Below are 24,087 nucleotides of genomic sequence, written 5' to 3' on the forward strand. Positions count from 1 at the left end.
GCAGATCCACCAGTCAGGTCTGTGCCTGAACTGGTACTCGCGCGCGCAGCGGCCACAGCCGAGTCAACGGGCGGTGTGGTTGAGAGCGCTTACCCGTCGCCGAGCATACGGACCGGCGGCGGCCGGGTGTGCGCGCTCCCTTCCAAAACGGCGGGGGTGGGTTCGTCGTGGCGTCGGACGCCGAGCCCACCCCAGCTGTCGCATCTGAGGATTCCTCAAGTGCGGTACCGGCAAGTGATGGGGTGACGAGTGGACTTCGCCCTGGCAGCCCAGGTCGTCTTCGTCGAGGAGCGGGACGACACCGTCCTGCTCGACCAGCGTGTCGGCGGCTACTGGCGGATGAATCCCTGTGGGGGCTTGGTACTGCGCGCGCTGCTCGCCGCGGGGCGTTGGGCGGCCGTGGCCGTGCTGGTGGACCTGTACGAGATCTCCGCGCAGGAGGCGGCCGCCGACGTGGACGACTTCGTGCGGCGGCTGCGCGAGGCCGATCTCCTGGTCAGCACGTGAGCGGGCGGAGTTCCGCACGCCGCAACGAATTCGTTGAACCCCTTTGTGCACCAACACGAACTGCGTCAACTCCCTACTGAACAGTTCTCAAAAAGGAATGGTTCCAGCATGACCTCTGTTCATCTCGCGTCGCTGTCGGATCGGCACAGGATCGAAGACGAGGAGAGCGATCCCTCCGGCGGGGACTCGGAGAGCGATTCCGCGGACGACGCGGCCCAGCTGGGGGCCGCGCCCAGAGCCCGGGTGCGGGACCTGCTGGCGGCCACCCGGGGGCACCGGTCCCGGATCACGACGGCCCTGCTGCTGGCCGTCCTCGCCGCGGGGCTCGCGCTCGTGGAGCCGTTGCTGGCCATGCGCGCGATCGAGACGGCGGGGGTCGGGGCCGACATCACCTCGGCCGCCGTGCTGCTGGTGGCCGTGTTCATCGCCCAGGCCGTGGTCGACGCCTTCTCGCACTACACCTTGCGGCAGTGCGGCGAGGGCATCGTGCTCGGCCTGCGGCTGCGGATGGTCGCGAGGCTGCTGCGACTGCCGGTCAGGACCCTGGACCGCGGCCGCACCGGCGACCTGCTCTCCCGCACGACCGCCGACACCACGCTGCTGCGCGACGTCATCGCCTACGACATCGTCGACGTGCTCAGCGGCGGCGTGGTCGTCATCGGCGGCGCCGTCATGATGATCGCGATCGACCCCCCGCTGTTCCTGCTCGTGCTGTGCACGGTGCTGCTGACCGGACCGCTCCTGCTGTTCATGATGTCCGGTGTGCGTCGGGCCACGGCCCACGCGCAGGACAACCTCGGCGGTATGTCGGCCGACCTCGACCGCGCGTTGACCGCCATCAGGACCGTGCGCGCGGCGCGGGCGGAGGAGCGTGAGCAGGAGCGCATCGGTGAGCGGGCCCACGCCACCTACCGCGCGAACCTGCGGGTCGCCCGGCTGGACTCGATCATCGGTCCGGCCATCGGGTTCGCCGCGCACGGATCGTTGATCCTCGTGCTGATCGTCGGGGGCGCGCGCGTGGCTGGCGGTGCGATCTCCCTGGGGGACCTGGTGGCGTTCCTGCTCTACGTCACCTACATCGCGGCACCGATGGTGGGGCTGTTCCAGGTGGGCGCGATGCTCCAGAAGGGCGTGGCCGCACTACAGCGGATCAACGAGGTCACCGCGCTGCCCGCCGAGCCGGCGGGGGCGGCGGACCCCGGCCCGCGCGACCCGGTGCGGCCGGACGCGCCCGCACTGGACCTGCGGGAGGTCTGGTTCAGGTATCCCGACAAGGACGAGGACGTGCTGCGCGGGCTCTCGTTCTCGGTGCCCGCCAGGGGATACGTGGCACTCGTCGGCGCCTCGGGGGCGGGCAAGTCGACGGTCTTCGCCCTGATCGAGCGCTTCTACGCCCAGGACCGGGGCCAGATCCTCGTCAACGGGGTCGACGGGAGGCAGTTGAGCACCTCGGACTGCCGCGGGCAGATCGGCCTTGTCGAGCAGAACGCGCCAGTGCTGCACGGCAGCCTCCGGGACAACATCACCTACGCCGCACCGGAGGCCGACGAGCAGTCCGTCCGGCGGATCGTGGAGCTGACGGGTCTGACGGACCTGGTGCGCAGGCTGCCCGCCGGGCTGGACACCCAGGTCGGTGAGCACGGGGTGCTGCTGTCCGGCGGTGAGCGGCAGCGCGTCGCGATCGCGCGGGCGCTGCTGCCGGATCCGGCGGTGCTGCTGATGGACGAGCCGACCTCGCAGCTCGACTCGGTCACCGAGCGGGCGCTCACGGAGGTGTTGCAGCGCATCGCGCGGCACTGCGCGCTGCTGGTCATCGCGCACCGGATGTCCACTGTGCGCAGTGCCCACCGGATCGTCGTGCTCGACGGTGGCCGGGTCTGCGCCAGCGGCACGCACGAGCAGTTGGCGGTGACCAGTCCGCTCTATCGCAGGCTGGCAGTGAACCAGTTCGAGCTGGACGTGGTCGACAACAGCGTGGGCTGACAGGCCCCGGGCGGCGGTGCGGCCCTCCTCCCCGGTCACAGGGGAGGGCCGCACCGCTGAGCCACGTTCAGCGCCGTGGCACGAAGGCACCGCCGTGCACCTCTTCGGTGAGGATGGTTTGTATCAGGTGGTGGTGGGGGGACAGGGTGCAGACGGGGTCGGTGTTGGTGGCGTCGCCGGTGAGTTGGAAGGCTTGGCAGCGGCAGCCGCCGTGGTCGATGGTGTTGCGGGGGCAGCTGCGGCAGGGGTCGCGCATCCAGTCGGTGCCGCGGTAGGCGGTGAAGGAGCGGGACTGGTACCAGATCTGGGCTAGTGGGGTGTGGGTGGCGTTCTCGATGGGGAGGTCGGTGAGTGCGGTGGCGGCGGGGCAGGGTAGGACGTCGCCGTTGGGGGTGACGGTCAGTTGGCGGGCGGCCCAGCCGTGCATGCAGGGTTTGGGGGTGGCCTGGTGGTAGTCGGCCAGGACGTAGACGATGTCCATCCGGCTGCGGGCCTGGGCGGCGGCCACGACGGGTGCGGCCGCGGCCAGTTGCGCGGGGGTGGGTAGCAGGGCGGCGCGGTTGCGTAGGGCCCAGCCGTAGTACTGGGTGTTGGCCAGTTCCAGGCGGTCGGCGCCCAGTTGTTCGGCCAGGTCGATGATGGCGGGGAGGTGGTCGAGGTTGGCGCGGTGCAGCACGACGTTGATGGTTAAGGGGAGTCCGGCGGTGGTGATCAGGTCGGCGGCGCGGCGTTTGTGCTCGACGGCTTTGGTGCCGGCGATGCGGGTGGCGGTGGCGGGGTCGGCGTCCTGGATGGACAGCTGCACGTGGTCCAGGCCGCGGTCGATCAGGTCGGCCAGCCGGTGCGGGGTCAGGCCCAGGCCGCTGGTGACCAGGTTGGTGTAGCAGCCCAGGTGGTGGGCGTGGCCGAGGATCTCGGGTAGGTCGGGGCGGGCCAGGGGTTCCCCGCCGGACAGGTGGACTTGCAGGACGCCGAGGTCGCGGGCCTGGTCGAGGATGTGCCGCCAGGTGGGGGTGTCCAGTTCGTTCTCGCGGCGGACCAGGTCCAGGGGGTTGGCGCAGTAGGGGCAGTGCAGGGGGCAGCGGTGGGTCAGTTCGGCCAGCAGGCCCAGGGGTGGTTCAGTCAAGGTCCACCACCCTGCGGGCGGCCAGCCGGGTCAGCAGGTCGAGGATGTCGGTGGCCTGGACGCCGTGGAACTCGGTGGCCAGGGTGTGGGTGATGGCCGCGATGCTGGTGGCCCCGTCGCAGGCGTCCAGGACCGCGGAGGCGGTGGGGTTGAGCAGCAGCACGCCCTCGGGGAACAGGACGACGTCGGTGTCGCGGGTGCGGTCGTAGGCGCAGCGGACGCCGCGGCGCAGTCGGGGGATGGCCTGGGGGGTGGCGTGGGGGGTGGTCATGAGTAGTAGTCCACGGTGTCCAGGATCGCGCGCAGGACGTCGCATTTGAAGGTCAGGGCGGCGATGGCGGCGTGTTGTTGGGCGCGGGTGGTGGCGTGTTCGACGACGAGGTCGAGGGTGGTGGTGCCCTCGTCGGCGATGACGGTGAGGCGGGAGGTGAAGTAGGCGAAGCCGTCCTCGGCGATCCAGGGGTACTGTTCGCGCATGTCGGCCAGGCGGCGGCGCATCAGGCCGGGGGAGAACATCTCGGTCAGGCCGGAGGCGACCGATTCCAGCCAGGGTTTGGTGCGGGCGAAGGTGAGGTAGGCGTCCACGGCGAAGCGGACTCCGGGTAGGACGTGGCGTTCGTCGAGGACTTCGGTGCGGTCCAGGCCGAGGGCTTCGGCCATGCGGAGCCAGTTCTCGGTGCCGCCGGTGTCGGGGCGGTCGCCGTCGTGGTAGGTGATGCGGTCCAGCCAGTGTCGGCGGATGTGGGGGAGTGGGCAGTTGGCCAGGATCGCGGCGTCTTTCTGGGGCAGGCTGCGTTGGTAGTACCAGCGGTTGGCGGCCCAGGACTGGAGTTCGTGTTTGCTCAGCAGGCCCTGGTGCAGCCGCTGATGAAACGGATGATCATGCCAATAGCGCGGGCCGACGGCTTGCAGGTTCGCGACGAACTCCTCGACGGGCAACGGTTCGTTGCTGCACATGCGACAACTCCTGGGTGGGGAAAGGGGGCGCCGCGCGACTCCCCGTTCGGGTAGTCGCGCGGCGATGGGACCGGACTGGCTCAGGCGCGGCCGGAGTACGCCGTGACCTCCATCGGCGTCTCGTACTCGCTGAAGTCCGGCTTCACCCAGTCGGCCGGTGACGGTTCGGTGTCGATCTCGCCATGGGACAACGACTTCGTCATAGCAGGAATCCTCACTTTTCTGATTGGTCCCTCGCGTCAGGTGTTGACCTGCGCGCGCCGCATCCTGACACGGGCGGTAGCGGGCTCGCACCGACTGCTCCGGTCGAGCGCAGTTCCTTGGGAGCCAAGGAGGTTCTGCCAACCGGAGTAGACCGCTGGCCCCCTGGCAGGCGGTACGTGACCGAGCGTCGCGGTGATTCGATGCGGGAGCCACCCAGCTGGGTCTGGGCCGGCCGGTTCCAGCAACCACTTCTCGACGTCAGGAGAGCAGATGAGGCTTGGGCGAAGTGTCGCCTTCGTGTGTGCTGCTGTGCTCGGGTTCTGCACCGTGTCGGCGGGCGCGCTTCCCAGTCAGGCAGCGGCGGTCCGCACCGAGGCGAGCAACCTGAGCGTCCCGTGGGAGATCGACTTCCTGCCCGACGCGACGGCACTGATCACCGAACGCAGCACCTTCCGCGTGCTGCGGCTGTCCGGGAGCGGCGCCTCGGTCCTGCGCCGGATCCAGGACGCGGTCGGCACCGGGAGCACCGGTGGACTGCTCGGCCTCGCGGTGTCCCCGCACTACGAGTCGGACAAATCCGTGTTCGTGTACTACTCGACCACTGTGGACAACCGGGTGGTCCGGCTGACCGGGGACAGCGCCCCGGTCGCGGTGCTGGCCGGGATCCCGAGGGGTGAGGCGCACAACGGCGGCCGCATCGCCTTCGGGCCGGACGGCTACCTCTACGTGGCGACGGGGGACGCGATGGCCGGACCCCGCGCGCAGGACCTCATCTCGTTGGCGGGCAAGATCCTGCGCATCACCGGGGACGGCCGTGGTGCGCCGGACAACCCGTTCCCCACGGCGCCGCTGGTGTACTCCTACGGCCACCGCGACGTCGAGGGGCTCGCCTGGGACGACCGCGGTCACATGTACGCGACCGAGCTCGGCGACGAGCACTGGGACGAGGTGAACAGGATCGAACCGGGCAGGAACTACGGGTGGCCGGTGTGCGAGGGCCGGTGCGCGGTGCCCAACAGCAGTTTCGTCGACCCGCTGATCCAGTGGAACACCGAGGAGGCGTCGCCGAGCGGGGCCGCCTACTACCACGGCAACCTCTACGTCGCCGCGCTGAAGGGCCAACGGATGTGGCGGATCCCGGTGCTGGAGGACGGCGAGCTCGGCGAGCCAGGCTCGATCTACCAGAACTACTTCGGCCGGTTGCGCGCCGTGGTGGCGGGACCGGATGACAGGTTGTGGTTCAGCACGTCCAACCGGGACCAGCGGGGCGTGCCAGGACCGCAGGGCGATCTCGTGATGAGCTCGACCGGCTGATCTGGTGCCCATCCCGCTGCGGGTCGGCTCTCGCGTACTGGCAGTGCCGACCCGCAGCGGTTCGCCCGAGCGCCCGCTCCACCGCGGCGTGCCAGTCGACCGGGGCGCACGACCGGTCGACCGCGCCTGCGCTCGTCGCGGTGGAGGGGGGATCACGGGCTGCTCGCGGAGTTCAGGACCCGGCGGACGGAGCCGCCGTCTGGGAGGCTCGTCGCACCAGCGGCAGCGGGAGGTCGGACCGGTCCGCCTCGGCGACAGCGGCCGCAAGTGGGGACACCGCTGAGGCTGTCCGCACCCGCTTGTGGTCCTGCCACACCGCCTCGGAGGCGAGTACGGGTTCACCCACGTCAGTCTCGCGCAGAGCCTCGGCGACCACGGACTGTGACAACCCGGCCGCCCCGCCCAGCGCGGACAACTCCGCGATGAGCTGGACGCCGACCTCGTGCCACACCGAGCTGAGCAGCTTCACCAACGTGCCCGCGCCGAGTGGACCGACGTGCTTGACCCTGTGGGCCAACGGGTCGAGTATGCGGGCGATCTCGCGGACCTCCTTCCACCGGCCACCGGTGTAGAGCTGCAACCTGCCTGCGCGTGCCTGGTTCGCCGTGCCGAGCACGCCCACGTCCACCACGGCGTCGGTCATCAAGGCCAGCGCCTTGACCTCCTGCGGGGACACCGCGCTCATGCACACCAGCACGCCGTGCACGGTGTCCTCGGCGAGCACGCCTCCGGGGCCGTGCAGGGCCGCGCGCAGGTCCTCCGAGCCCGAGGCGCACAACAACAGCGCGCCCGCGCCGGAAGCGGCCTCGGCCGGGGTCGAGGTCACGCGCGCGCCCAGCACCGCCAACCTGCGGGCACGTGTCGGGGACCGGTTCCACACCCGGACCTCGAAGTCGTGGTCCAGCAGCCGTTCCGCGATGCCACTGGCCAGCCGTCCTCTGCCGATGACGGCGACCGGCTGCTGTGCCGGCGTGGGGTTGAGCAGCGCGGCCGAACGGCCGATGCGGGCACCGACCAGGTCTCGGGTCCGAGCTCCGGTGGCAAGGGCGAGCGTTGTTGACATGGTTGCGGGTCCTCGTGGTCGTCGCACGCGGCGGTCACGGTCAACCACACGCCTGCGTCGGCATCCTGCGGCGCCTCCCCGTGCCCAGTCTGCACTGGCGTGGCCGATCACCGCAGGTGGCCATGCGGCGGGCCGCTGTCCGGCCGGGGCGGCTGGCCGGTGGGTTCCAGGGAGGACTGCGGCTCCGGAGCGGGTACCAGGCCCCGGAAGGCGGCCTGCAACCCGGCCTGGAAGCGCGTCCTGACCCCGAGCCGGTCCAGCAGGGAACCGATGCGCCGCTGGAAGGTCCGGTAGGACAGCCCCAGCTGCCGGGCGATGATCCGGTCGGGCAGCCCGGCGGTCAACAGGGCGATGAGTCTGCGGTCCTCGGTGGTCGGCGCGTCCGCGGGCGTGGTCGATGCCGGTGCGCCCGGTGCGGGCAGCGGCAAAGCGCTGCGCCACAGGGCCTCGAACAGCACGCTCAGTGCTTCGAGTAGCGCTGGGGCGTGCACGATCATGACGCTCTCCACCGCTGTGGCCGAGGACCGCAGGGGGAGCACCGCCAACCGGTCGTCGGCGAGTATGAGCTTGATCGGCGCCGCGGGCAGCACGCGCGCCTGCTCGCTCTGCGTGATCGTGGGCTCCAGCCTGCCCTGTATGTCGCGCGTGGACAGCCCTTCCGGATCGTACAGACCCCGGTAGGGCACCCCACGGCGCAGCATCTCGGCCTCGACCCCGGCGAGGTCTTCGGGCGCGACCACGTAGGGCCGCTTGTCGATGAACCTGACCTCCTCGGTGGTGCTGCGCAGGATCTGTTCGATGCGGCGGGCCACGTCCTTGCGGCCCGAGACCACCTCGACCAGTTCGGCGGGGCTGCGGCTGGACGCGGCGCGACGGTACCGCTCCGCGAGCCGGTCGGAGAACAGCCGCGCCCGTTTGATGCGCTCTTGTTGTTCCAGCAGCAGGACTTCCAGCGCCATGTCGGGTGGGGGCACGGTCAGCAGCGCGGGGTCGTCCGCGCTGTGCACTACCAAGCCGCGCTCCTCCAACGCGCGCAGCGCTCGGCTGACAGTACCTGGATCGGATCCGGAACAGCGCACGAGTACGTCAACCGTGCAGGGCGAGCGGTCGACGAGTACCCCGTAGACGGCTTCGGCGGTGGCGTCGAGCCCAACGATTTCGAGCATGGGAGTGATCCTCGGACACTGAGGTGACAATGCACCGCGCCACAGCGAGGCCGAAATGTGCTAGTGGCGTGGGTGCGCCAACTTCCAGTGTTCCATTTTCACCACTGCGGCGCCATGGTGGGGTAGCCGCATCTCCCCACGCGGCGTGGCTGGCAGGGAGCCACGCGGGGCGGGAACCGAACGTCGGATCGGTTCTCGCCTCCGGCCGTTGAACGCGCCGGAGCCGTTTTTCAACTGGCGGTCGACCGCGGCAGATGCACGTGCACGCGTTCCAGCCAAGGAAGGCGCGTGCTCAGCAGGCCGGCCGTTACCCGATCGAGGTGTCGCTGTACGTGCGGGCGGAAAAGTTCGACGGCCGGCGTCGTGAGTTCCTTCCGGTTGAAGTAGAAACCAGTGCCGTCGAGCGGGGCCGTGATGGCGTAGAGGACGTTGTCCACCGCCCCGGTGACTGATTCCGCGTGCCAACCGAAAGCCCGGCGATGCAGTTTCGTATCGGCGTTACCGGGATTGACGCAGACCGCGTCGCATGAACTGGCGGACAGTCGGTCCGCCAGCCCCTGGGTGTGCAGAACGACTGCGAGCTTGGACTGGGCATACGCGGTCATGGGGTGGTATCGCTGCTCGAGGGAAAGGTCGTGCCAGCGCAACTTCGCGTTCCGGTAGGAATCGCAGGTCACGTTGACCACCCTGCCGTGCTCGGCGAGGCAGAGCAGGTCGAACAGGCCCGCGGTGATCATCACCGGTGCGAGGTAGTTGACCTGCAGTGTCGCTTCATTGCCATCCCTGGTGACGGTCCTGGGGTAGATACCCGCAGTTCCCGCGTTGTTGACAACGATGTCGAGCTGATCCACGGCCGTGCAGACCCTGTTGATCATGTAATGGATCTCGGCCATGCTGCACAGGTCGGCTTTCAGCGGGATGATCGTCGTGCCGGGGTGAGCCGGGGCCAGTGCGGCGGCGAGATCCATTACCGATCTTGCGCCACGCCCGTGCACGAGCAGCGTGTCGACCATGCCGGCCAGACGGTGCGCCACTGCCCTTCCGATGCCATCGGTGGCACCGGTCACCAAAGCTGCCGACCACCTCTTCCGCACTGTCACAGGTCCCCTCGTAACACCGGCTTGTTTGTGCCCACGAGGTCTGCGAGCTGATTGCACCACCTGTTGGACATGTCTCCATCCGAGAATCATTTGCTGTCGAGGTGCGACAGTGTCGCGCCATGTTGCTGCCGTCCCTGACCTCACGGTCGGTGGGCAGGTTGTCCACAAATCCCCCTGTCGGTCCTCACAAGAGGCCATACGGTGTCAGGTAATGCGCTGACTGGCCCATCGGTCTGAGAGCGTCGTCCATCGTCGCGTCATGTGAGACCGGTGACAACGCCCGGTTGGGTGGTTCTTCGGTAGTCATTCGGTGTAGCAGAAAATCGTTGCGCAGACACTTACATGAAACTTGTACATGTTCCAGGTGTGGTTTTGGCAATGCGCGGAGGGGGTGTCCAGTGCGCTGCGACAGTGGGGTGTCGACCGGACGGCGGAGTGTGGTGATTCACTCGACTGGAAGGCGTGGGTGTGAGTGTTCCTCTGGAAGAGTCCGGGAATCGCAACCGAGCGACGAGGTTGTTGAAGACGCGATGTGCGCAGTCGCGCCCGGCGAGTACCGGTCGATCTCAACTGGCCACGCCTACCTTGGGGAGAGGTTTCCACATGGATGTCCGCTACGAGGTCTTCTGCCTTGCGGACCCGCTCTTCTACGAGACACCGTCCCGTTGGGACAGTGGTGAGCCCGCGTTCGATTCCTCCCTGCCGCCGGTGCCGTCCGGGTGGGACCGCGTCAACCAGGGAACCTGGACCTCGATGTCGCCCAGGGCCGCCGTGCTGCCCGAACAGGGCTGGAAGGTGCACGTCTCCGCGGTGCCCGACAACGCGTGGCGCGTGCTGGGGGCGGTCTGGGAGTACTGCACCGACCGGGGGATCACCTTCAAGTTCCTGTCCAACGAGAAGCTGCTCGTCGCGTGCAACTCGAAGTACGCCCCCAGAACGGGAAGCGGCAAGTTCATCACGATCTACCCGGTGGGAGAACGGGAACTCGAACGTGTGCTCACCGATCTGTCACTGGCACTGGTCGGTGAGCACGGGCCGCACGTACTCACCGACCTCCGGTACGAGCAGGGGCCGCTGTACGTGCGTTACGGGCAGTTCACCGGCCAGTGCACGATCGCCGATCAGGGAACCGTGATTCCCGCACTGCGCAGGCCGGACGGCGTGCTGGAGCCCGACGAGCGCGATCCGGTGTTCACCTTGCCCGACTGGGTGCGGCTTCCGTCCGTGTTGCGAGCACAGCTCGTGCGCCGCGGGCTACAGTCCGCCGATCAGCCGCCGTACCAGGTGCTGCGCGCGTTGCACTTCTCCAACTCCGGCGGCGTGTACCTCGCCCGGGCGCAGACCTCGCAGGACACGGTGGTGCTCAAGGAAGCGCGCCCGTACGCGGGTCTGGACGGGGACGGGCAGGACTCGGTCGGCAGGCTGTACCACGAGCGGTGCGTCATGCGGAAGCTGGCCGGAGTCGCAGGTGTGCCAGAGGTGTTCGACTTCGTGACGATGTGGGAGCACCACTTTCTCGTCATGGGGTACGTGCCGGGGCGGACGCTGGCGAGGTGGCTGGCCGAGGAGTACCCGTGTGCGAAACCCGGCGCGGGGCGGCGGGAGGTCAGCCAGTACACCGAGCGGGCGCTGGACCTGCTCGACAAGGTGGAGGCGCTGCTCGACGCGGTGCACGAACGCGGGATCGTGTACGGGGACCTGCACCCCGGCAACGTCATCGTCGACGACGGTGGCTGTGTGTCCCTGGTGGACTTCGAGCTGTCCTTCCCGGTGCACAAGCCGTGGCTGCGGACGATCGGGGGCGCACCGGGTTTTGTCGCTCCGGCCGACCGGACCGGGTTCGACATCGACCACTACGCCCTGGCCGTGCTCAGGCTGTGCGTGTTCCTGCCCATGGTCTCCCTGCTCCAGCTCGCACCGGAGAAGACACGAGCACACCTCAGTTTCGTGGCACGACGGTTCCCGCTGCCCGCCGGGTACGCCGATCGTGTCCTGGCGGTCCTGCGCGGCGGCGAACGACCCCAGGTCAAGCAGGCGGCCCAGCGCGGCGCTCGTGGCAGGACGGCGACCAAGCGCACCGGGCGCGGCGCGGCCGTGGCCGAGGTCGGCCACGAGTGGTCCGATCGCTACTGGCAGGCCGTTCGCGACTCGGTGGTCGAGGCGATCACCCTCAGCGCGACCCCGCAGCGGCGTGACCGGCTCTTCCCCGGTGACGTGGAGCAGTTCGCGGCGGGAGGGACCTGCTTCGCCTACGGCGCGGCCGGCGTGATCCACGCGCTGTTCGCCAGCGGCGGCGGGCGTCACCCGGACTACGAGCAGTGGTTGCTCGAGGCCGTGGTCAGGGAGCCACCCCGCAGGACCGGCTTCTACGACGGTGCGCACGGGATCGCCCACGTGCTCGACGAACTCGGCTACCACGAGCAGGCCCTCGAACTCGCCGACCAGGCGGTCCCGCTGACCGAGCAGGTCGGTGACCACAGCCTGTTCGCGGGGCTGGCGGGCGTGGGCCTTGCCCTGCTGCACTCGGGCAAAACCCAGTCGCGCCCGGCCCACCTGGCCAGGGTCCTGATCCTCGCCGACCGGTTGACCGCGGCCCTGGAGGCGGTGTCGATCTCCCGCAGGCGCCGTCGCGGTCTGCTGTACGGGTGGACCGGTCCCGCGCTGTTCTTCCTGAGGCTGTACGAACACACCACCGACTCGGTGTGGCTGGAGCGGGCCGGGCAGGCCTTGCTGCTGGACCTGGACACCGGCCCGCGTGGCCGTGGGTACGGCAACCCCGGGCTGGCGGCGGGAGCGGCGGGCATCGCGCTGGTGCTCGACCAGTTCCTCCTGCACGCACCTGATTCGCCCTGTGCCAGCCGACTTCCCGCACTGTGGCGCAGTTGCCGGGTGGAGTTCGTCCCCGAGGCCGGGCTGTTCTCCGGACGCGCGGGCCTCATCGGGGCACTGGCCGCCTCACCCTCCCGCCGCCACGACCGCGCCGGGAAGGAAGCGCTGCAACACCACCTGCTGTTGTTGATCGCCCTGCACGGCACGCACTACCTGGGATCGCTCGCATTTCCCGGTGACCGCATGCTGCGCCTGTCCATGGACCTGGCCACAGGGGGCGCGGGAGTGCTGTGCGCGATCGCCGCGGCGGAGGGCCAAACCGACGCCGTGCTGCCGTTCCTGGCCAGGACGGGTTGGCCGCACATACCGCCACAGGCGGTTCACTGACCCCGGCCTCAGGTGCCGGCGGATGTTCCACCAACCACTATGAACCACTACGAGGAGAGAGAGTTCATGGACCACGTGCTTAGCCTGCAGGGTCTCACCACGTCAGCGCCCGCCTGCGGTGACGACCACGGGGACATCTGGGTCTGGTTGACCATCAAGGTCTGACCTTCACGGCCCTGTGAGCTGATGCGGTCAACGGTGATCTCGCCGCCCGGGTCACGGTGACCACCGCGACGGTGGTTCGGTGGGCACGAGAGAGCCGATCATGTGGGAGCGGTGCAGCGCGCGCTGCACCGCTCCCACACCGGTCTCTGGTCAGCGGGCCCTGCGGCGGATCTGCCCGCGGCGGACCCCGAGCACGCGCAGCCTGATCCGATAGAGGGAGGAGTGCGTGCACTGCGTGGTGGTGCGCAGCTGCGCCGCGATGTCCCGATTGGACAGACCTTCGGTGAGCATCAGGACCAGTTGCCGGTCGCCGTTGGGCAGGGTGGCGATCCGGGAGGCCAGCCACCTCGCCTCGGCCCGGTCACACGCCAGTTCGGCGGGATCCACCAGGGCGCCGGGCAGCAGTCCGCGGTGCTGGGTGACCCTGCGCTCCACCGACTGCCTGCGCGCTTCGTCCACGCACAGGTGAACGACGAGCTTGGACAGGAACTGGCGCAAGCGCCCGAGATCGAGGTCGCGGAACTCGGCACCGCGGACGAACGCCTCGTGCACGATGTCCTCGGCATCGGCCGACGTGCGGCACCGCCGACGCGCGATGCGCAACAGCAGGGGGCGTGCGAGGACACACTCCCGCCAGTACGTGCTGCGCCGGGCGGTCTCCGCGTGCGGGCCCTCCGCTGTCCGGTCGTTGAGGGGCCTGGACGGCGTTGGTGCTCCTGCGTTCGGTGACCTTCGACTGCTCGGGGGGTGTCCCGTCTCGTCGAGTTCGGAAGCCGGGATCAGCTTGCTGTTCACAGCAGCCGACGTTGTCAGCTCGGAACTTGGCGGGCCAGCACCGCACGCGGCGCGAGGCCGTGCTGAATCGATCTCAGGTCAGTGTGTAGCGCTGCGTGCGCCGGCGGTTGAGCCAACATCGCTGAATCGGTGTAGCGGGCTGTGCCTTCCCGCCGCTCCCTACCACATGCCCGTTGCTCTTGTCGGCTCAGCCCTCGTGCGGGCGAACGGTTGACTCTTGTTGTGGGGCAATAGCTACTGGTGATCCGCTGTGCTAATCCTTCTCCGTAGTCGCGCGGTGGCGCCCGGGCAGCGCGGCTCCCGCGGCGCCCAGGCTGTGCCGGAGGAACCGGCGAGTCACGATGGAATCGGAGCAGTGGCATGGTGCGTTCTGGTGTGATCCACTTCCTCGCCGTGTACGCGGCGTTCGCCACCCTGGTGGCCGGTGCGGGCACCGCTCGCGGCCTGACTGGAGGGATGGCCCACGTGCACGGGGTGGACCTGCGGCTGACCGTGACGGTCGGCGCGGGAAGCACCGCCAAGAGCGAGGGACGAGATCTCTTCTGCGAGCCGGTGGGAGGAGATCACCCGAACCGGGCGCTCGCGTGCCGCGATCTGGAAGCCGCCGCGGGGGCCCTGGACAACCTGCCAGGGCGGACCGGTACCTGTGCCGCGGGGCTCGAGGTGTACCTGCCGATCACCGTGCAGGCCGACGGGTACTGGAAGGGAAGTCCGGTGGCCTACAGCAAAGTCTACCCCAACCGTTGCAGGCTGCTGCTGGCCACCGGACCGGTGTTCGAGTTCTGAGCGGAGGTGGGCGGGAGAGTCCCCGCCCACCTCGCCCCGTCAGCCGGTGAGGCCGTAGGCCCGCTGCACCGTCTGGATCAGGCGGCCGCCGTCCGCGGTCGCCGCCTCGACGCGCAGCGACACGAACCCCGTTCCCGAGGAGGCAGCGGGGTTGTGCACCCGGACCTGGTAACTGCCCGCATGCCCCGCGCTGACCGTGGCCGGCTGCCACTTGGCGCCGTCATCGGTGGAGTACCAGACCTGCAAGGCCGTGATCTGGGCCCGGGTCGCGACCGCTTCGTGGTACCTGGTGGTGATCTCGAAGGAGTGGTCGCGTCCGGCCGGAGCACGGTTGTTCAGGTCCAGGCCGAGGTCGTAGTGCACCTGGAGCAACGGTTGGTAGGCGCACCGGTTCCAGCCGTCCAGGCACCGGTAGCCGCTGGGCAGCGGTCCACTGGGGACAATCGGCCGGAACGTCCACGAGCTGGTCATCTTGGTCGCCGTCCGCTGCACGGCGGCGCTCGGCCAGCCGAACACGGGCTTGGCCGGGATCACGTCCTCTGACTCCAGGCGGTAGACCGAGTTGGTGTCGGGCAGGGTGAACATCGGCACCGGCAACGGCCACGCGGAGGTCGCTGGGATCTGCTTGCCGTCGCGGAACATCCGCACGGCGGTGGGGTACTGCCCGCTCTGCCAGGGGTCAACGGAGTGCCCGCGGGTCGAGTCCATCAACTGCAGGGCGGGTGCGAACGTCCCGGTGTCGCTCAGGCACAGCGAGCACAGCTTGGTGGAGTTGGGCGCGCGCTGCGCCGAGGTCTCCGCGGCTCCCGTGCGCACCGGTGCCTCGAACCAGTCCTCGACGGGCTTCGGTCCGGCGCGGTCGTAGACGTCGTCGGAGATCTGGCTGACCCCCGTCATCCTGTCGGGGGCACCGGCGGCATCGGGGGCGAACTCGGTGACCCCGCGCTTCCAGTACGTGTTCGCGTCCACCGGTCCGACGTACTCGGTCAGGGCACTTGGACCCTGGACCAGGGTGCCGGCGAGCGCCATGCTGGAGGGCACGTCGATGGGGAAGGCGAACCATTGCTTCTTCAGGATCAGATCAGGGCGATCACCGTGGTAGGCGGTCTTGATCTCGGCGAGCCTGTTCCGGTCGACCTGGCTCACGTGGCTGCCCGGGATGCCGTTGCGGTCCTGGAGGAACAGGTTGTCCATGTAGGTGGGACTCGCCTTGGCCTGCAACGAGATGGATCCTCGCGAGGTGCGCACCAGCGAGGTGAGCCGACGGCCCTCCTCGCCGTTGAGCGACAGTTGGGGCAGCGGCGCCGAGGTGAGCCCGACGAGGGGCACGGCGTCCGGCATGTCCACGTAGCTCAGCACGGCCGCCGCGCCGTTCTGCGCGGCCAGCGCGGCGACCTGCTGTGCCGCCTGCCAGACTGCGGAGGGGGACTTGTCCGGCACCGGCAGGCCCACCACCGCGACCTTGCCCCGCACGTCGGTGGCGGCGAAGTCCGCCTGCTGGCCCGAGCCCACCGCGACCAGCGGGAGCTGCTTGGCGTTCGCCAGCTTCGGGGCGGCGAACGGGTCGTAGATCGGGTGCAGGCCCGGGGTGCTGAACCCGATCACCGGCTCGCTCAGCGTCAACCTGTCCTGGGTGGAGATCAGGCCCTTCGCGGCGGCCCTGGCCGGGCTGACGTACACCTTCCAGCCGGGCGGGGACAGGAATCCGTTGCCCAGCGGCAGGGTCTGGCCGGGCAGCGTGCGCAGCACCGAGACGTAGCGCTCGCGGAGATCGCTGGGATGCTGGGTGTTCACCTCCATCGCGACGGTCGACCTGGCGTCCAGCGCGATGGTGGACGGCCGGTCGACGACGGTTCCCGCCGTGGCGAACAGGTCGACCCGTCGTGCTGAGATCCCCTGCTCCATCACGGAGGTCAGCACCGAGTACGTGCCCTTGGGCATCTGCACCGTGCCCGAGCCATCCGTCAGCGAGACGGCGATCATCGGGCTGCGGAACGGGTCGTTGGCCTTGGGGTTGCTCCAGTCGTAACCCTCGTCGACCAGCGAGACCTGCCCGGTCGCCGGTGTGGCCGGCGCGCCGAGCGAGTCGGTGAGCGTGACCTTGACGGGGTAGGTGGCCGGTTCGACGTAGAGGCCGACCACGGTCCTCGACATGGGGTCGCCGTTCGGCATTGCCGCGGAGAGCGTGCCGCCGTAGGGACCTGACGCCGCCTTGACCGGGTTCGCCGTGAGGGTGACCGAGGCCGACCCGTTGGCGGGCACGGTGAGGATCTCCGTGGAGACGGCCACCGTTCCAGCCGGTGCGGGCCGCCCCGACCAGTCGGTGAGCCCGATCGTCACCTTGAGGGATAACGGTTCGCCGGTCAGGTTGGTGTAGCTGACCTGCTGCGCCTGAGTCTTCGGGCTCCCGGAGGGGGACTGCCTGCCCAGGGACACCGCTGCCGTGGCGACAACCTTGCTGCGTAGTGCGCTCGTCAGGTCGACGCGACCGCTGCCCTGCGTGTACCAGGGAGCGCCGACGTCCTTGGCGCTGGAGACGAGCAGGGACTTGATCTGCGGGCCCTGCCAGTCGGGGTGCTGCTGGGCGATCAGTGCGGCCGCCCCCGCGACGAAGGGCGTCGCCATGGACGTGCCCGACAGCTTGGTGTAGTTGGTGTCGACGGGGTCACCCATGGAGGTACCCGCGGCCCGTGCCGCGATGATGTCCACCCCGGGCGCGACGATTTCCGGCTTGGCCCCGGCATCCCCCAGCCTCGGACCGGAGCTGGTGAAGGGCGCCGGCCGGTCGGTCGAGTCCACCGCGCCGACCGCCAGCGCGGCACTCGCCGCGGCTGGGGCCTCCACGTGCACCGCGGCACCGTCGTTGCCCGCCGCCGCGACGAACAGCGCTCCGCTGCGGGCGCTGAGGGTGTCCACGAGCTGGCTGATCGGGTCGTTGCCGTCGGTGGTGGTCGCGCCAAGGCTCATGTTCACCACGCGCGCGCCCTGCCGCACGGCCCATTCCATGCCGGCCATCACCGCGGACTCCGAGCCGTACCCGGAGTTGTCCAGCACCTTGCCGTTGAGCAGTTGTGCCCCGCCGGCGACACCCCGGTAGGTCGTGCCGGAGGCCGCACCCGAGCCGGCGATGATGGAGGCTACGTGCGTGCCGTGGCCGAAGTGGTCCACCGCGTCGGGGTCACCGGTGAAGTTGGCGGATTCACCGACCCGCCCCGCCAGGTCGGGGTGTGTCGTGTCGATACCGGTGTCCAGCACCGCGATCTTCACGCCGGTGCCCGTCAACCCCGCCGCCCAGGCCGTCGGGGCGCCGATCTGCTGGGTGCCCGTCGAACTCGCGATCGAGCTCGCCTTGAACCGGCGGTCCAGGGAGACCTTGCTGGCGCTCTCGGTCAGCACCGGCTGGCCGGCGCCCGGTTGCTGGGTCCCGGTCAGTGACCGCCAGAACCCCTGTGCCTCGGTCCGCTGCACGCTGACGGCGATCGATTCGGCTGCTGGCAACGTTCGTTCGCGCGTGGTCGAGGGCAGGGCGCGCGCCCGGCGCTCCAGGGTCGGTGCCTGAGGAGCGTCGCCGTACCTGACCAGCACTGGCATCGTGGGGCTCGCGTCGTCGGTCAGCCCCTGCGCGATGAGTGCTCGCACGTTGAACAGCTCGCGGTCGACCTTGCCCGCCGCGATGTAGGGCTGCGCGTCGGAGGGGACCACGTAGTAGCCCTCCGGGGTGGAACTCGTCGCGAACACCGGTGGCGGCCCACTGCGCGTGGTGGCATCCACGGTCGTCGACGTCTGTCCCGCCGCGGTGCGGTAGGTGACGACATCGCCGGTCAGCAGGGTGACCCGGTACGAGGATCCGTCGCCCGGCTGGGACGTCGCCGTGCTCGTGGGTGGTGTCGGACCGAGGCGCTGCGGCTGCCCTGGCAGGGCAGCCGCAGGCTGGGTGGAGAACGTCAGCAGGGATGCGATCACCAGGCTGACGGCGGCTGTGAAGGCCGTACGCCGCTTGCGGCCCGCACTTTCGACAGGGATTACCAGTCCAGTAAGCATGATCTCTCCTAAGCGACCGAAGAACGTTGCCGCGTTGCCTCGGAGCTGACCTGTCCTGGTGGTGTGGTCGAACCCAGTGCGAGTGCGTTTCTCCTTTTGTTCAGGTGGCGGCCAGCTGCGAGGCCCCCTGATCGTGACTTCGTTCACGCTTTGGTGAAACGGTAACCAGCGGCGTGCACCTGTCAGTGGCTGCAATACGCCACGCGGCCACGAGGACGAGCCTGGCTCGGTAACCGCGTGCCGGTACGCCATTGCACCCTCATGCCCAGCCCGTTCACCTGGGATTGTGTGAGCTGGAGTGGTTGAAGACGCGACGAATCAACCTCGCAACCGCCGCACGGCGGCACGCCGGGACTCCAGGACGGCTCAGCTGACCGCCCGCTCGGTGATCCACGAGGCGATCTGCGTCCTGGAGGCGACGCCGAGTTTGGTGTAGATGCTCTGCACGTGGCTCTCCACCGTGCGCAGCGCGATGGTCAGCCTACTGGCGATCTCCTTGTTGCGCAGACCGTGCGCGATGAGGGAGGCGACCTGCTGCTCGCGGGGAGTGAGCCGGGACGAGTCGGGCTCGGTCGTCGCCGCGGCGACGAACGAGGGATCTCCCAGAATGTTCCTGATCTGTTGCCACGGGCCCTGTTCGGCTCCCGTGCGACAGGCCGCGAGGTGCCGGTCCCGTCCGAGGCTGGCGAGCACGCGCTGCTCGGCGCATTCGTCGAACCTGCGGTAGTAGAGCCATTCCGCGTGCGGTACGCGTTGCGGCAGCCGTCCCGAGCGGAGCGCGCCGAACAGGTGTGCCGCCCGCTCATGGGAACCGCTGGAGGCCGCGATCCACGACATCAGCTTCAGGCACAGGGCGCTGCCGACCAGGTCGGAGGAGGAGCGCAGCAGGGCCAAGGCCTCGCGCACGTGAGCGGTCGCGTGGTCGAAGGCCTCGTTGCGCCACGAGGCGAGTGCGCCGACCCACAGCGCGTATCCCTTGGTCCGCACGGCTTGCTGATCCGTGGTCAGGGCCAGGTACTCCCGCATGAGCGATTCCGTGCCGGCGTCGCGGAGCAGCGCTGAGTGCGCTGACAGGTGGAACAGGGTGTTGCACATGTCCGAAGGCGAACTCGTTTCCCGGAGTTCGTGCAGCGCACGTCTGCCCAGCACCATCGCTCCGGGCAGGTCTCCCACCCGGGCCCGCGCCAGTGCGAGCACTCGTGTCGCACTGGTCAGCACGGACACGTCGCCAAGCCGGTTGCCCAGCTGCGTGGCCTCGGACAGTGCCAGGGAGGCCTCGGTCATCGATCCGACGCTGATCGCCAGCTCGGCCAGTGCCGTGAGCGCGCTTCCCCGTGCCGAGCTCAACTCGGCGTTGTGCGCCAGCATCCTGCGTAGCCAGTGCATGCCCTCCGACAGTGTCGCGGTGAACGGCCAGAAGGAGGTCAGCGCCGTGGCCAGTCTGAGCCCCTCCGCGGCGAACCGGGGGGTGTCCGCGCTGAACTGGAGGGCCGCGCGCAGGTTGTCCCGCTCGTGGCTCAGCGTCTCGATCCACTGGTTCTCCTCGGGACCGGCCAGCGCGAGGGCCGCCTTGTCCGCCAGTGCCGAGTAGTGTTCGAGGTGACGGGACTGCGGGCTGGTGCGTGCCGAACTCGGCGGCAGCCTGTCCCGGCCCCACCTGCGCAGTTCGTCCACCAGCTTGTAGCGGATCTGTGCGGACCGCTGGCCGCTGCGGTGGCGTTGCACGACCCCGCGGTTCACCAGGCTGTTCAACAGGGCGAAGACGTCATCGACGGAGGTCGCGTCCGCGGTGCAGACCGCGGCCGCGGCAGCGAGGTCGCAACTGCCCGCGAACACCGACAGGTCGATCCACAGGCGCTGTTCGCGCAGCGCGCACATGCTGTGGCTCCAGTCGATGACCGCTCGGGTGACCGCCTTGGTCCTGGCCGATCCGTGCGGCATGTCCATGTATGCCTGGAGCCTGTGCTCCAGCCGCCGGAGCGTGCGTTGGGGGGCGAGGGACACGGTCTGCGCCGCACACAGCTCTATCCCCAGCGGCACCGCCTCGACTCGGCGGCAGATCATTCCCACCACGGTGGCGTTGTTGGCGTTCAACAGGAATCCCGGTGACACGGCACGCAGGCGCGTCACGAACAGTGCGACTGCCCCGTAGTGCGGCGTGCCACCCAGCCACTGGGTGCGGTCCTGGCTCGGCGCGGACAGCGGCAGCACCGGGAAGACCGACTCGTTGTCCACCTCCAGCGCCGAGTCGCAGGTCACCAGCACCCGCAGTTGCGGCGCGGCACTGAGCAGGGATCGCACCAGTACCGCGCAGGACTCACGGAGGTGGTCGCAACCGTCCAGCACGAGCAGCGCGTGCTGGCCGGAAACATGTGCCATGAGGCTGTCCATCGTGGACATCTCAGCCTGGTCGCTGACGCGTAGGCTCGCCGCGATCGCTTGGACGAGTAGACTCTCGTCTGTCAGTGCGGACAGTTCGACCAACTTCGCGCCGTCGGGTAACAGACGGTGCACGTCGCTGGCCAGTTTCCTGGCTAGCCGGGACTTCCCGATCCCGGCGGGTCCGGTCATCGTGACCAGTCGGCCGTCGAGCAGCACCTGCCTGGCTGCTTCGAGTTCGCGGCGGCGTGAGACGAAGACGGTTGCGAGATCTCTTGACGGTGTTGCTAGTGACGGCGCCATGTTTTCCTCCCCGGGCTGACCTGTTGTACCTGCCAGCTCTTCCAGGAGCATTGCGCCGCCGACGGGGTGTCGAAACGTGTACCGCTGGCGTCTTCGTGCCACTGGCAACACAAAGACAGCTCCAACTTCGTTCTGCGTTGGGATTCCGTTGGGATTCGTGATGGCGAGGGGCTTTTGCGGGGCCGGTGTCCTGTTTTCCCCTCGTGATGGCACGGAACGACATCCACTGGATCATGAGATTTCATCACGTCTGGCATCGAGTGCTTTGTTGTCACTGTTGTGCCAGTGGCGTTTTCGCGCCTCACGGCCGGTGGGGGGCTTGCTGGCGGTGAATGTGAAGCCCGGCTTCCGGGGCGGGCCGGTTGAATGGCCTCCTGGCCAGAGCCGCTCATGTCGGCGTAGGGTGGAAATCACCGGCTGGCGCCCGTGATCGGATGGTGTCGGCGGGTGGTGGCAACTGGAGAACTGTGGAGTGAGAAGTCGCGCGGATTTTCGATCCCGACCGCCGTGCTTTCGCGTTGCGGATCCCTTGTCTGGTGCCACTTCACCACCTGATCGCTCGTGGCGGCCAAGGCGGTGTGAACGCGAGATGAACAAGTGCTCTGTTGTGGAGTGCTGCCACCGGGGGCGCAGCAGGCCCACCTACATGTACATGCGAAGGGCGGCCTGAACGTGCACGTGTGCGTGCTCGGCGATACTGCCGATCACCCCTCCCTGACCGCTCTCCGGGAGGTGCTGAGCCCTGCTCACTCCGTGGAGGTCCTCGATCCCCACACCGGTGCGACGGACGCGGCCGTGCTGTCCGGCCCGGACGCGTTCGCCGACGTCTACCTGCTCACCGCCCGCACGGCCCGGGCGATCGCGCTGGGCCGGGGTCTGCGGGAACGCGGTGCGCTGGTCATCAACGACCCGACGGCCGCCGCGGTCTGCCAGCACCGGGTGCACATGGCACGGCGCGCTGCCGCCGGGGGACTGGCCTTCGCCCCGACCCTTGCCTTCCCCCGGCTTTCGGAGCTGGTCGCGCGCATGTCCAGGGCGGGAAGGAGGACCACGGCCGATCTGTTCCCCGTGGTCGTCAAGAGCACGCGGCGCCGTCGCGGTGAACTCGTCGTCCAGGTCGAGAACCTGCACGAGCTGCGCGCCCTGGAACCAGGCTGGGCACGGGAACCTGTTGTGGTGCAGTCATTGCTCGCCAACGACGGGTGGGAACGCAAGCTGTGGGTGGTCGGTGGACAGGTGTACTCCGCCCTGCGCCGCAGCCCGCTGGACGCCGACAACCCGCCCGGCACGAGTTCGCTGCCGGAGGTCGAGACCTCGGGGCGGCTGCGGGAACTGGCCCTGCACGCCGGAAAGGTGTTCTCCCTGGAGGTCTGCGGAGTGGACGCGCTGCTCACCCAGCGCGGTCCGGTGCTCGTGGACGTCAACGCGTTCCCCTGCTGTGCTGCCCTACCCGGCGTGCCCGAAGCACTGGCGGCACTGCTGCTGGACGCCGCGGCCCGGCGGGCGCGGCGGCTGTGGACGAGTTCCGGGCGTGGTGCGCCCGCGGTGCTGCGGCCCAGTCCCGTCGTCCCGGAACCCGGGGCGTTGGCGGGACTGCACCATGCGGTGACCAAGCTCGTCCGCGCGGGCCATGGCAGGGCGGAGCTGAAGGTCACCCGGGTTCGCCGCAAGCGGGGCGGGGGACTGGTCGCCACCTACCTGGCAGCGCCGGGCGATGCCGCCGCGTCCCCGCAGATCGTGGTCGCCTCCCTCACCGAGCGCGCCGTGTCCGTCCCCGGGATCGGGGCGAAACTGGCCGATCTCGGACCGGCCGAGCCGCGGGACACCTGGCCGAACACGTTCCGGTCCGCGCGGTGCGGGCTTGTCGTCCGGCCCCTCGCGGAGGACGAGCGGTTGCCCGGCATGCGTGCCGCCCTGGCACCCGTGCCCGGCAGTCGGCTGGCCGACCAGCTCGCGGCGGCGTGCCGGCTGGCCGTGGGCGACCCCGGGCTGCGCGTCCTGTCGATTCAGGCCACGCCGGTCCGGTACGAGCCCGGTTCGCGGTGCCTCGTCCGGTACCGGATCGCCGTGCGACCTGGTACCGCCTCGCGTCCGCACGGGGAGTTGGTCCTTTACGGCAAGGTGTACCGGGACATCGCTGACGCGGCGGCGGCACACCTGATCGCCAGCCACCTGTGGCGCGCCGCCGCGCCGTTCGTCGCCAGGCCGTTGGCGGCGCTGCGCGAGTTCGGGCTGGCGTTGAGCGAGGCGGCGGGCGGTGCCGCGCACCGCGGTTCGGTCAACGGCAGGCAGGTGCTCAGGCCCGGTCGGACCGAGGTCGATCCCGGGCCCTTCGCCGCGGCGGCCGCGGTGCTGGCCGGGTTGCACACCAGCGGAGTGCCCGACGGTGTCCGGGAGATCGCCTCCGGCCCCCGGACCGCCGTGCGTGTGCGCGAGTGGGCCGAGTTGCTCGCCGGGCAGGTCCCCGAACTCGCCGGTGACCTGGGGCGGCTCCTCGCGCCGCTGACCGCGGAACTGTCCGTGCTGGTCGCCACGCCCCGCGCCCTCGTGCACGGGGCGTTCAAGCCCGGCCAACTGATCTTCACCTCGCCCACCAGCCCGGTGGTGGGCGACTTCGACGGCGCCTGCGCGGGAGATCCGGCGCTGGACCTCGGCTGCTTCCTCGCCCACCTGCGTCCGAGGGGCAACTGGGCGCGCTCTGCTGAGGGACGGGCCTGGTACTCCTCGGTGCGGCAGGTCTTTCTCGGCGCCTACGTCGAGGACCTGCGCGCGGCCGGCCTGGCGCCCGCGGTGGTCGCGGGCATCCGGCGGCGCGCCGACCTGTTCCAGGCCGCCACCCTGCTCAAGATCGCCTCGCGGCAGGCCCGCAGGCTGGGCAGCCCGCGGCCGGAGGAGATCGGGGCCGCGGTGGCCGGGGCGCGGGACTGCCTGCGGCGCTTCGACAGCTGGGCGGAGGGGACGTGGTGACGGTGACCTGTTCGC

The 24,087-nt window shown here is 69.5% G+C and carries 16 protein-coding genes; 6 read left to right on the forward strand and 10 right to left on the reverse strand.

The genetic code is table 11. From position 1 onward, the window contains the following. Positions 1-249 precede the first annotated feature (249 nt). Both KALB_RS17885 and KALB_RS17890 read left to right on the forward strand, forming a co-directional pair. Positions 250-507: a PqqD family peptide modification chaperone gene (locus KALB_RS17885; protein WP_025357088.1), complete on the forward strand. Its 258-nt coding sequence runs from the start codon at positions 250-252 to the stop codon at positions 505-507. Between the two features lie 108 nt (positions 508-615). Then, entirely contained in the window at positions 616-2,490 is a 1,875-nt protein-coding gene (locus KALB_RS17890; RefSeq protein WP_025357089.1) for an ABC transporter ATP-binding protein, read from the forward strand. A 67-nt stretch (positions 2,491-2,557) separates the two neighbouring features. Here KALB_RS17890 and pqqE read toward each other — a convergent pair whose 3' ends face one another. From pqqE to pqqA, 4 genes are all read right to left on the reverse strand, one after another. Next, on the reverse strand, positions 2,558-3,616 hold the full coding sequence (gene pqqE / locus KALB_RS17895; RefSeq protein WP_025357090.1) for a pyrroloquinoline quinone biosynthesis protein PqqE: 1,059 nt from the start codon (positions 3,614-3,616) through the stop codon (positions 2,558-2,560). Continuing rightward, positions 3,609-3,887: a pyrroloquinoline quinone biosynthesis peptide chaperone PqqD gene (pqqD, locus tag KALB_RS17900; RefSeq protein ID WP_025354464.1), complete on the reverse strand. Its 279-nt coding sequence runs from the start codon at positions 3,885-3,887 to the stop codon at positions 3,609-3,611. Before pqqD ends, pqqE begins: the two co-directional genes overlap by 8 nt. Next, complete coding sequence (gene pqqC / locus KALB_RS17905; protein ID WP_025357091.1) at positions 3,884-4,573, reverse strand: pyrroloquinoline-quinone synthase PqqC; 690 nt, start codon at positions 4,571-4,573, stop codon at positions 3,884-3,886. Before pqqC ends, pqqD begins: the two co-directional genes overlap by 4 nt. An 80-nt stretch (positions 4,574-4,653) precedes the next feature. Beyond that, positions 4,654-4,776, reverse strand: coding sequence for a pyrroloquinoline quinone precursor peptide PqqA (pqqA, locus tag KALB_RS49235; RefSeq protein WP_063750761.1), 123 nt, complete (start codon positions 4,774-4,776; stop codon positions 4,654-4,656). A gap of 271 nt (positions 4,777-5,047) precedes the next feature. On the opposite strand from pqqA, the gene KALB_RS17910 reads away from it, so the two are divergent. After that, a complete protein-coding gene (locus tag KALB_RS17910; RefSeq protein ID WP_025357092.1) occupies positions 5,048-6,091 on the forward strand; it encodes a PQQ-dependent sugar dehydrogenase in 1,044 nt (347 codons plus the stop codon). 172 nt (positions 6,092-6,263) lie between these two features. On the opposite strand, the gene KALB_RS17915 is transcribed toward KALB_RS17910, so the two are convergent. The 3 genes from KALB_RS17915 to KALB_RS43990 all read right to left on the reverse strand — a co-directional run bounded on the left by KALB_RS17915 (position 6,264) and on the right by KALB_RS43990 (position 9,387). Beyond that, positions 6,264-7,154 carry an NAD(P)-dependent oxidoreductase gene (locus KALB_RS17915; protein ID WP_025357093.1) on the reverse strand — a complete coding sequence of 297 codons (891 nt, stop codon included), beginning with the start codon at positions 7,152-7,154 and terminating at the stop codon, positions 6,264-6,266. 107 nt (positions 7,155-7,261) lie between these two features. Further along, positions 7,262-8,320: a helix-turn-helix domain-containing protein gene (locus KALB_RS17920; protein WP_025357094.1), complete on the reverse strand. Its 1,059-nt coding sequence runs from the start codon at positions 8,318-8,320 to the stop codon at positions 7,262-7,264. A gap of 230 nt (positions 8,321-8,550) precedes the next feature. Then, positions 8,551-9,387 carry an SDR family NAD(P)-dependent oxidoreductase gene (locus tag KALB_RS43990; RefSeq protein WP_051913306.1) on the reverse strand — a complete coding sequence of 279 codons (837 nt, stop codon included), beginning with the start codon at positions 9,385-9,387 and terminating at the stop codon, positions 8,551-8,553. Positions 9,388-10,023: 636 nt separating this feature from the next. On the opposite strand from KALB_RS43990, the gene lanKC reads away from it, so the two are divergent. Then, complete coding sequence (gene lanKC / locus KALB_RS17930; protein ID WP_025357096.1) at positions 10,024-12,636, forward strand: class III lanthionine synthetase LanKC; 2,613 nt, start codon at positions 10,024-10,026, stop codon at positions 12,634-12,636. A 315-nt stretch (positions 12,637-12,951) separates the two neighbouring features. Here lanKC and KALB_RS47610 read toward each other — a convergent pair whose 3' ends face one another. Then, positions 12,952-13,404, reverse strand: coding sequence for an RNA polymerase sigma factor (locus KALB_RS47610; protein WP_158510761.1), 453 nt, complete (start codon positions 13,402-13,404; stop codon positions 12,952-12,954). A 552-nt stretch (positions 13,405-13,956) separates the two neighbouring features. Between KALB_RS47610 and KALB_RS17940 the strand changes: the two genes are divergently transcribed. Then, a complete protein-coding gene (locus KALB_RS17940) occupies positions 13,957-14,382 on the forward strand; it encodes a subtilase-type protease inhibitor (protein ID WP_025357098.1) in 426 nt (141 codons plus the stop codon). A 39-nt stretch (positions 14,383-14,421) separates the two neighbouring features. On the opposite strand, the gene KALB_RS17945 is transcribed toward KALB_RS17940, so the two are convergent. Then, positions 14,422-18,345: a S8 family peptidase gene (locus KALB_RS17945; protein WP_025357099.1), complete on the reverse strand. Its 3,924-nt coding sequence runs from the start codon at positions 18,343-18,345 to the stop codon at positions 14,422-14,424. A gap of 444 nt (positions 18,346-18,789) precedes the next feature. Then, a complete protein-coding gene (locus KALB_RS17950; RefSeq protein ID WP_025357100.1) occupies positions 18,790-21,021 on the reverse strand; it encodes an ATP-binding protein in 2,232 nt (743 codons plus the stop codon). 816 nt (positions 21,022-21,837) lie between these two features. Here KALB_RS17950 and KALB_RS43995 point away from each other — a divergent pair. Beyond that, entirely contained in the window at positions 21,838-24,072 is a 2,235-nt protein-coding gene (locus KALB_RS43995; RefSeq protein ID WP_201771933.1) for a phosphotransferase, read from the forward strand. The last annotated feature ends 15 nt before the right edge of the window (positions 24,073-24,087 follow it).

It is taken from the genome of Kutzneria viridogrisea DSM 43870, from assembly GCF_000525635.1.
In the GTDB taxonomy this organism is placed as follows: Bacteria; Actinomycetota; Actinomycetes; order Mycobacteriales; family Pseudonocardiaceae; genus Kutzneria; species Kutzneria viridogrisea.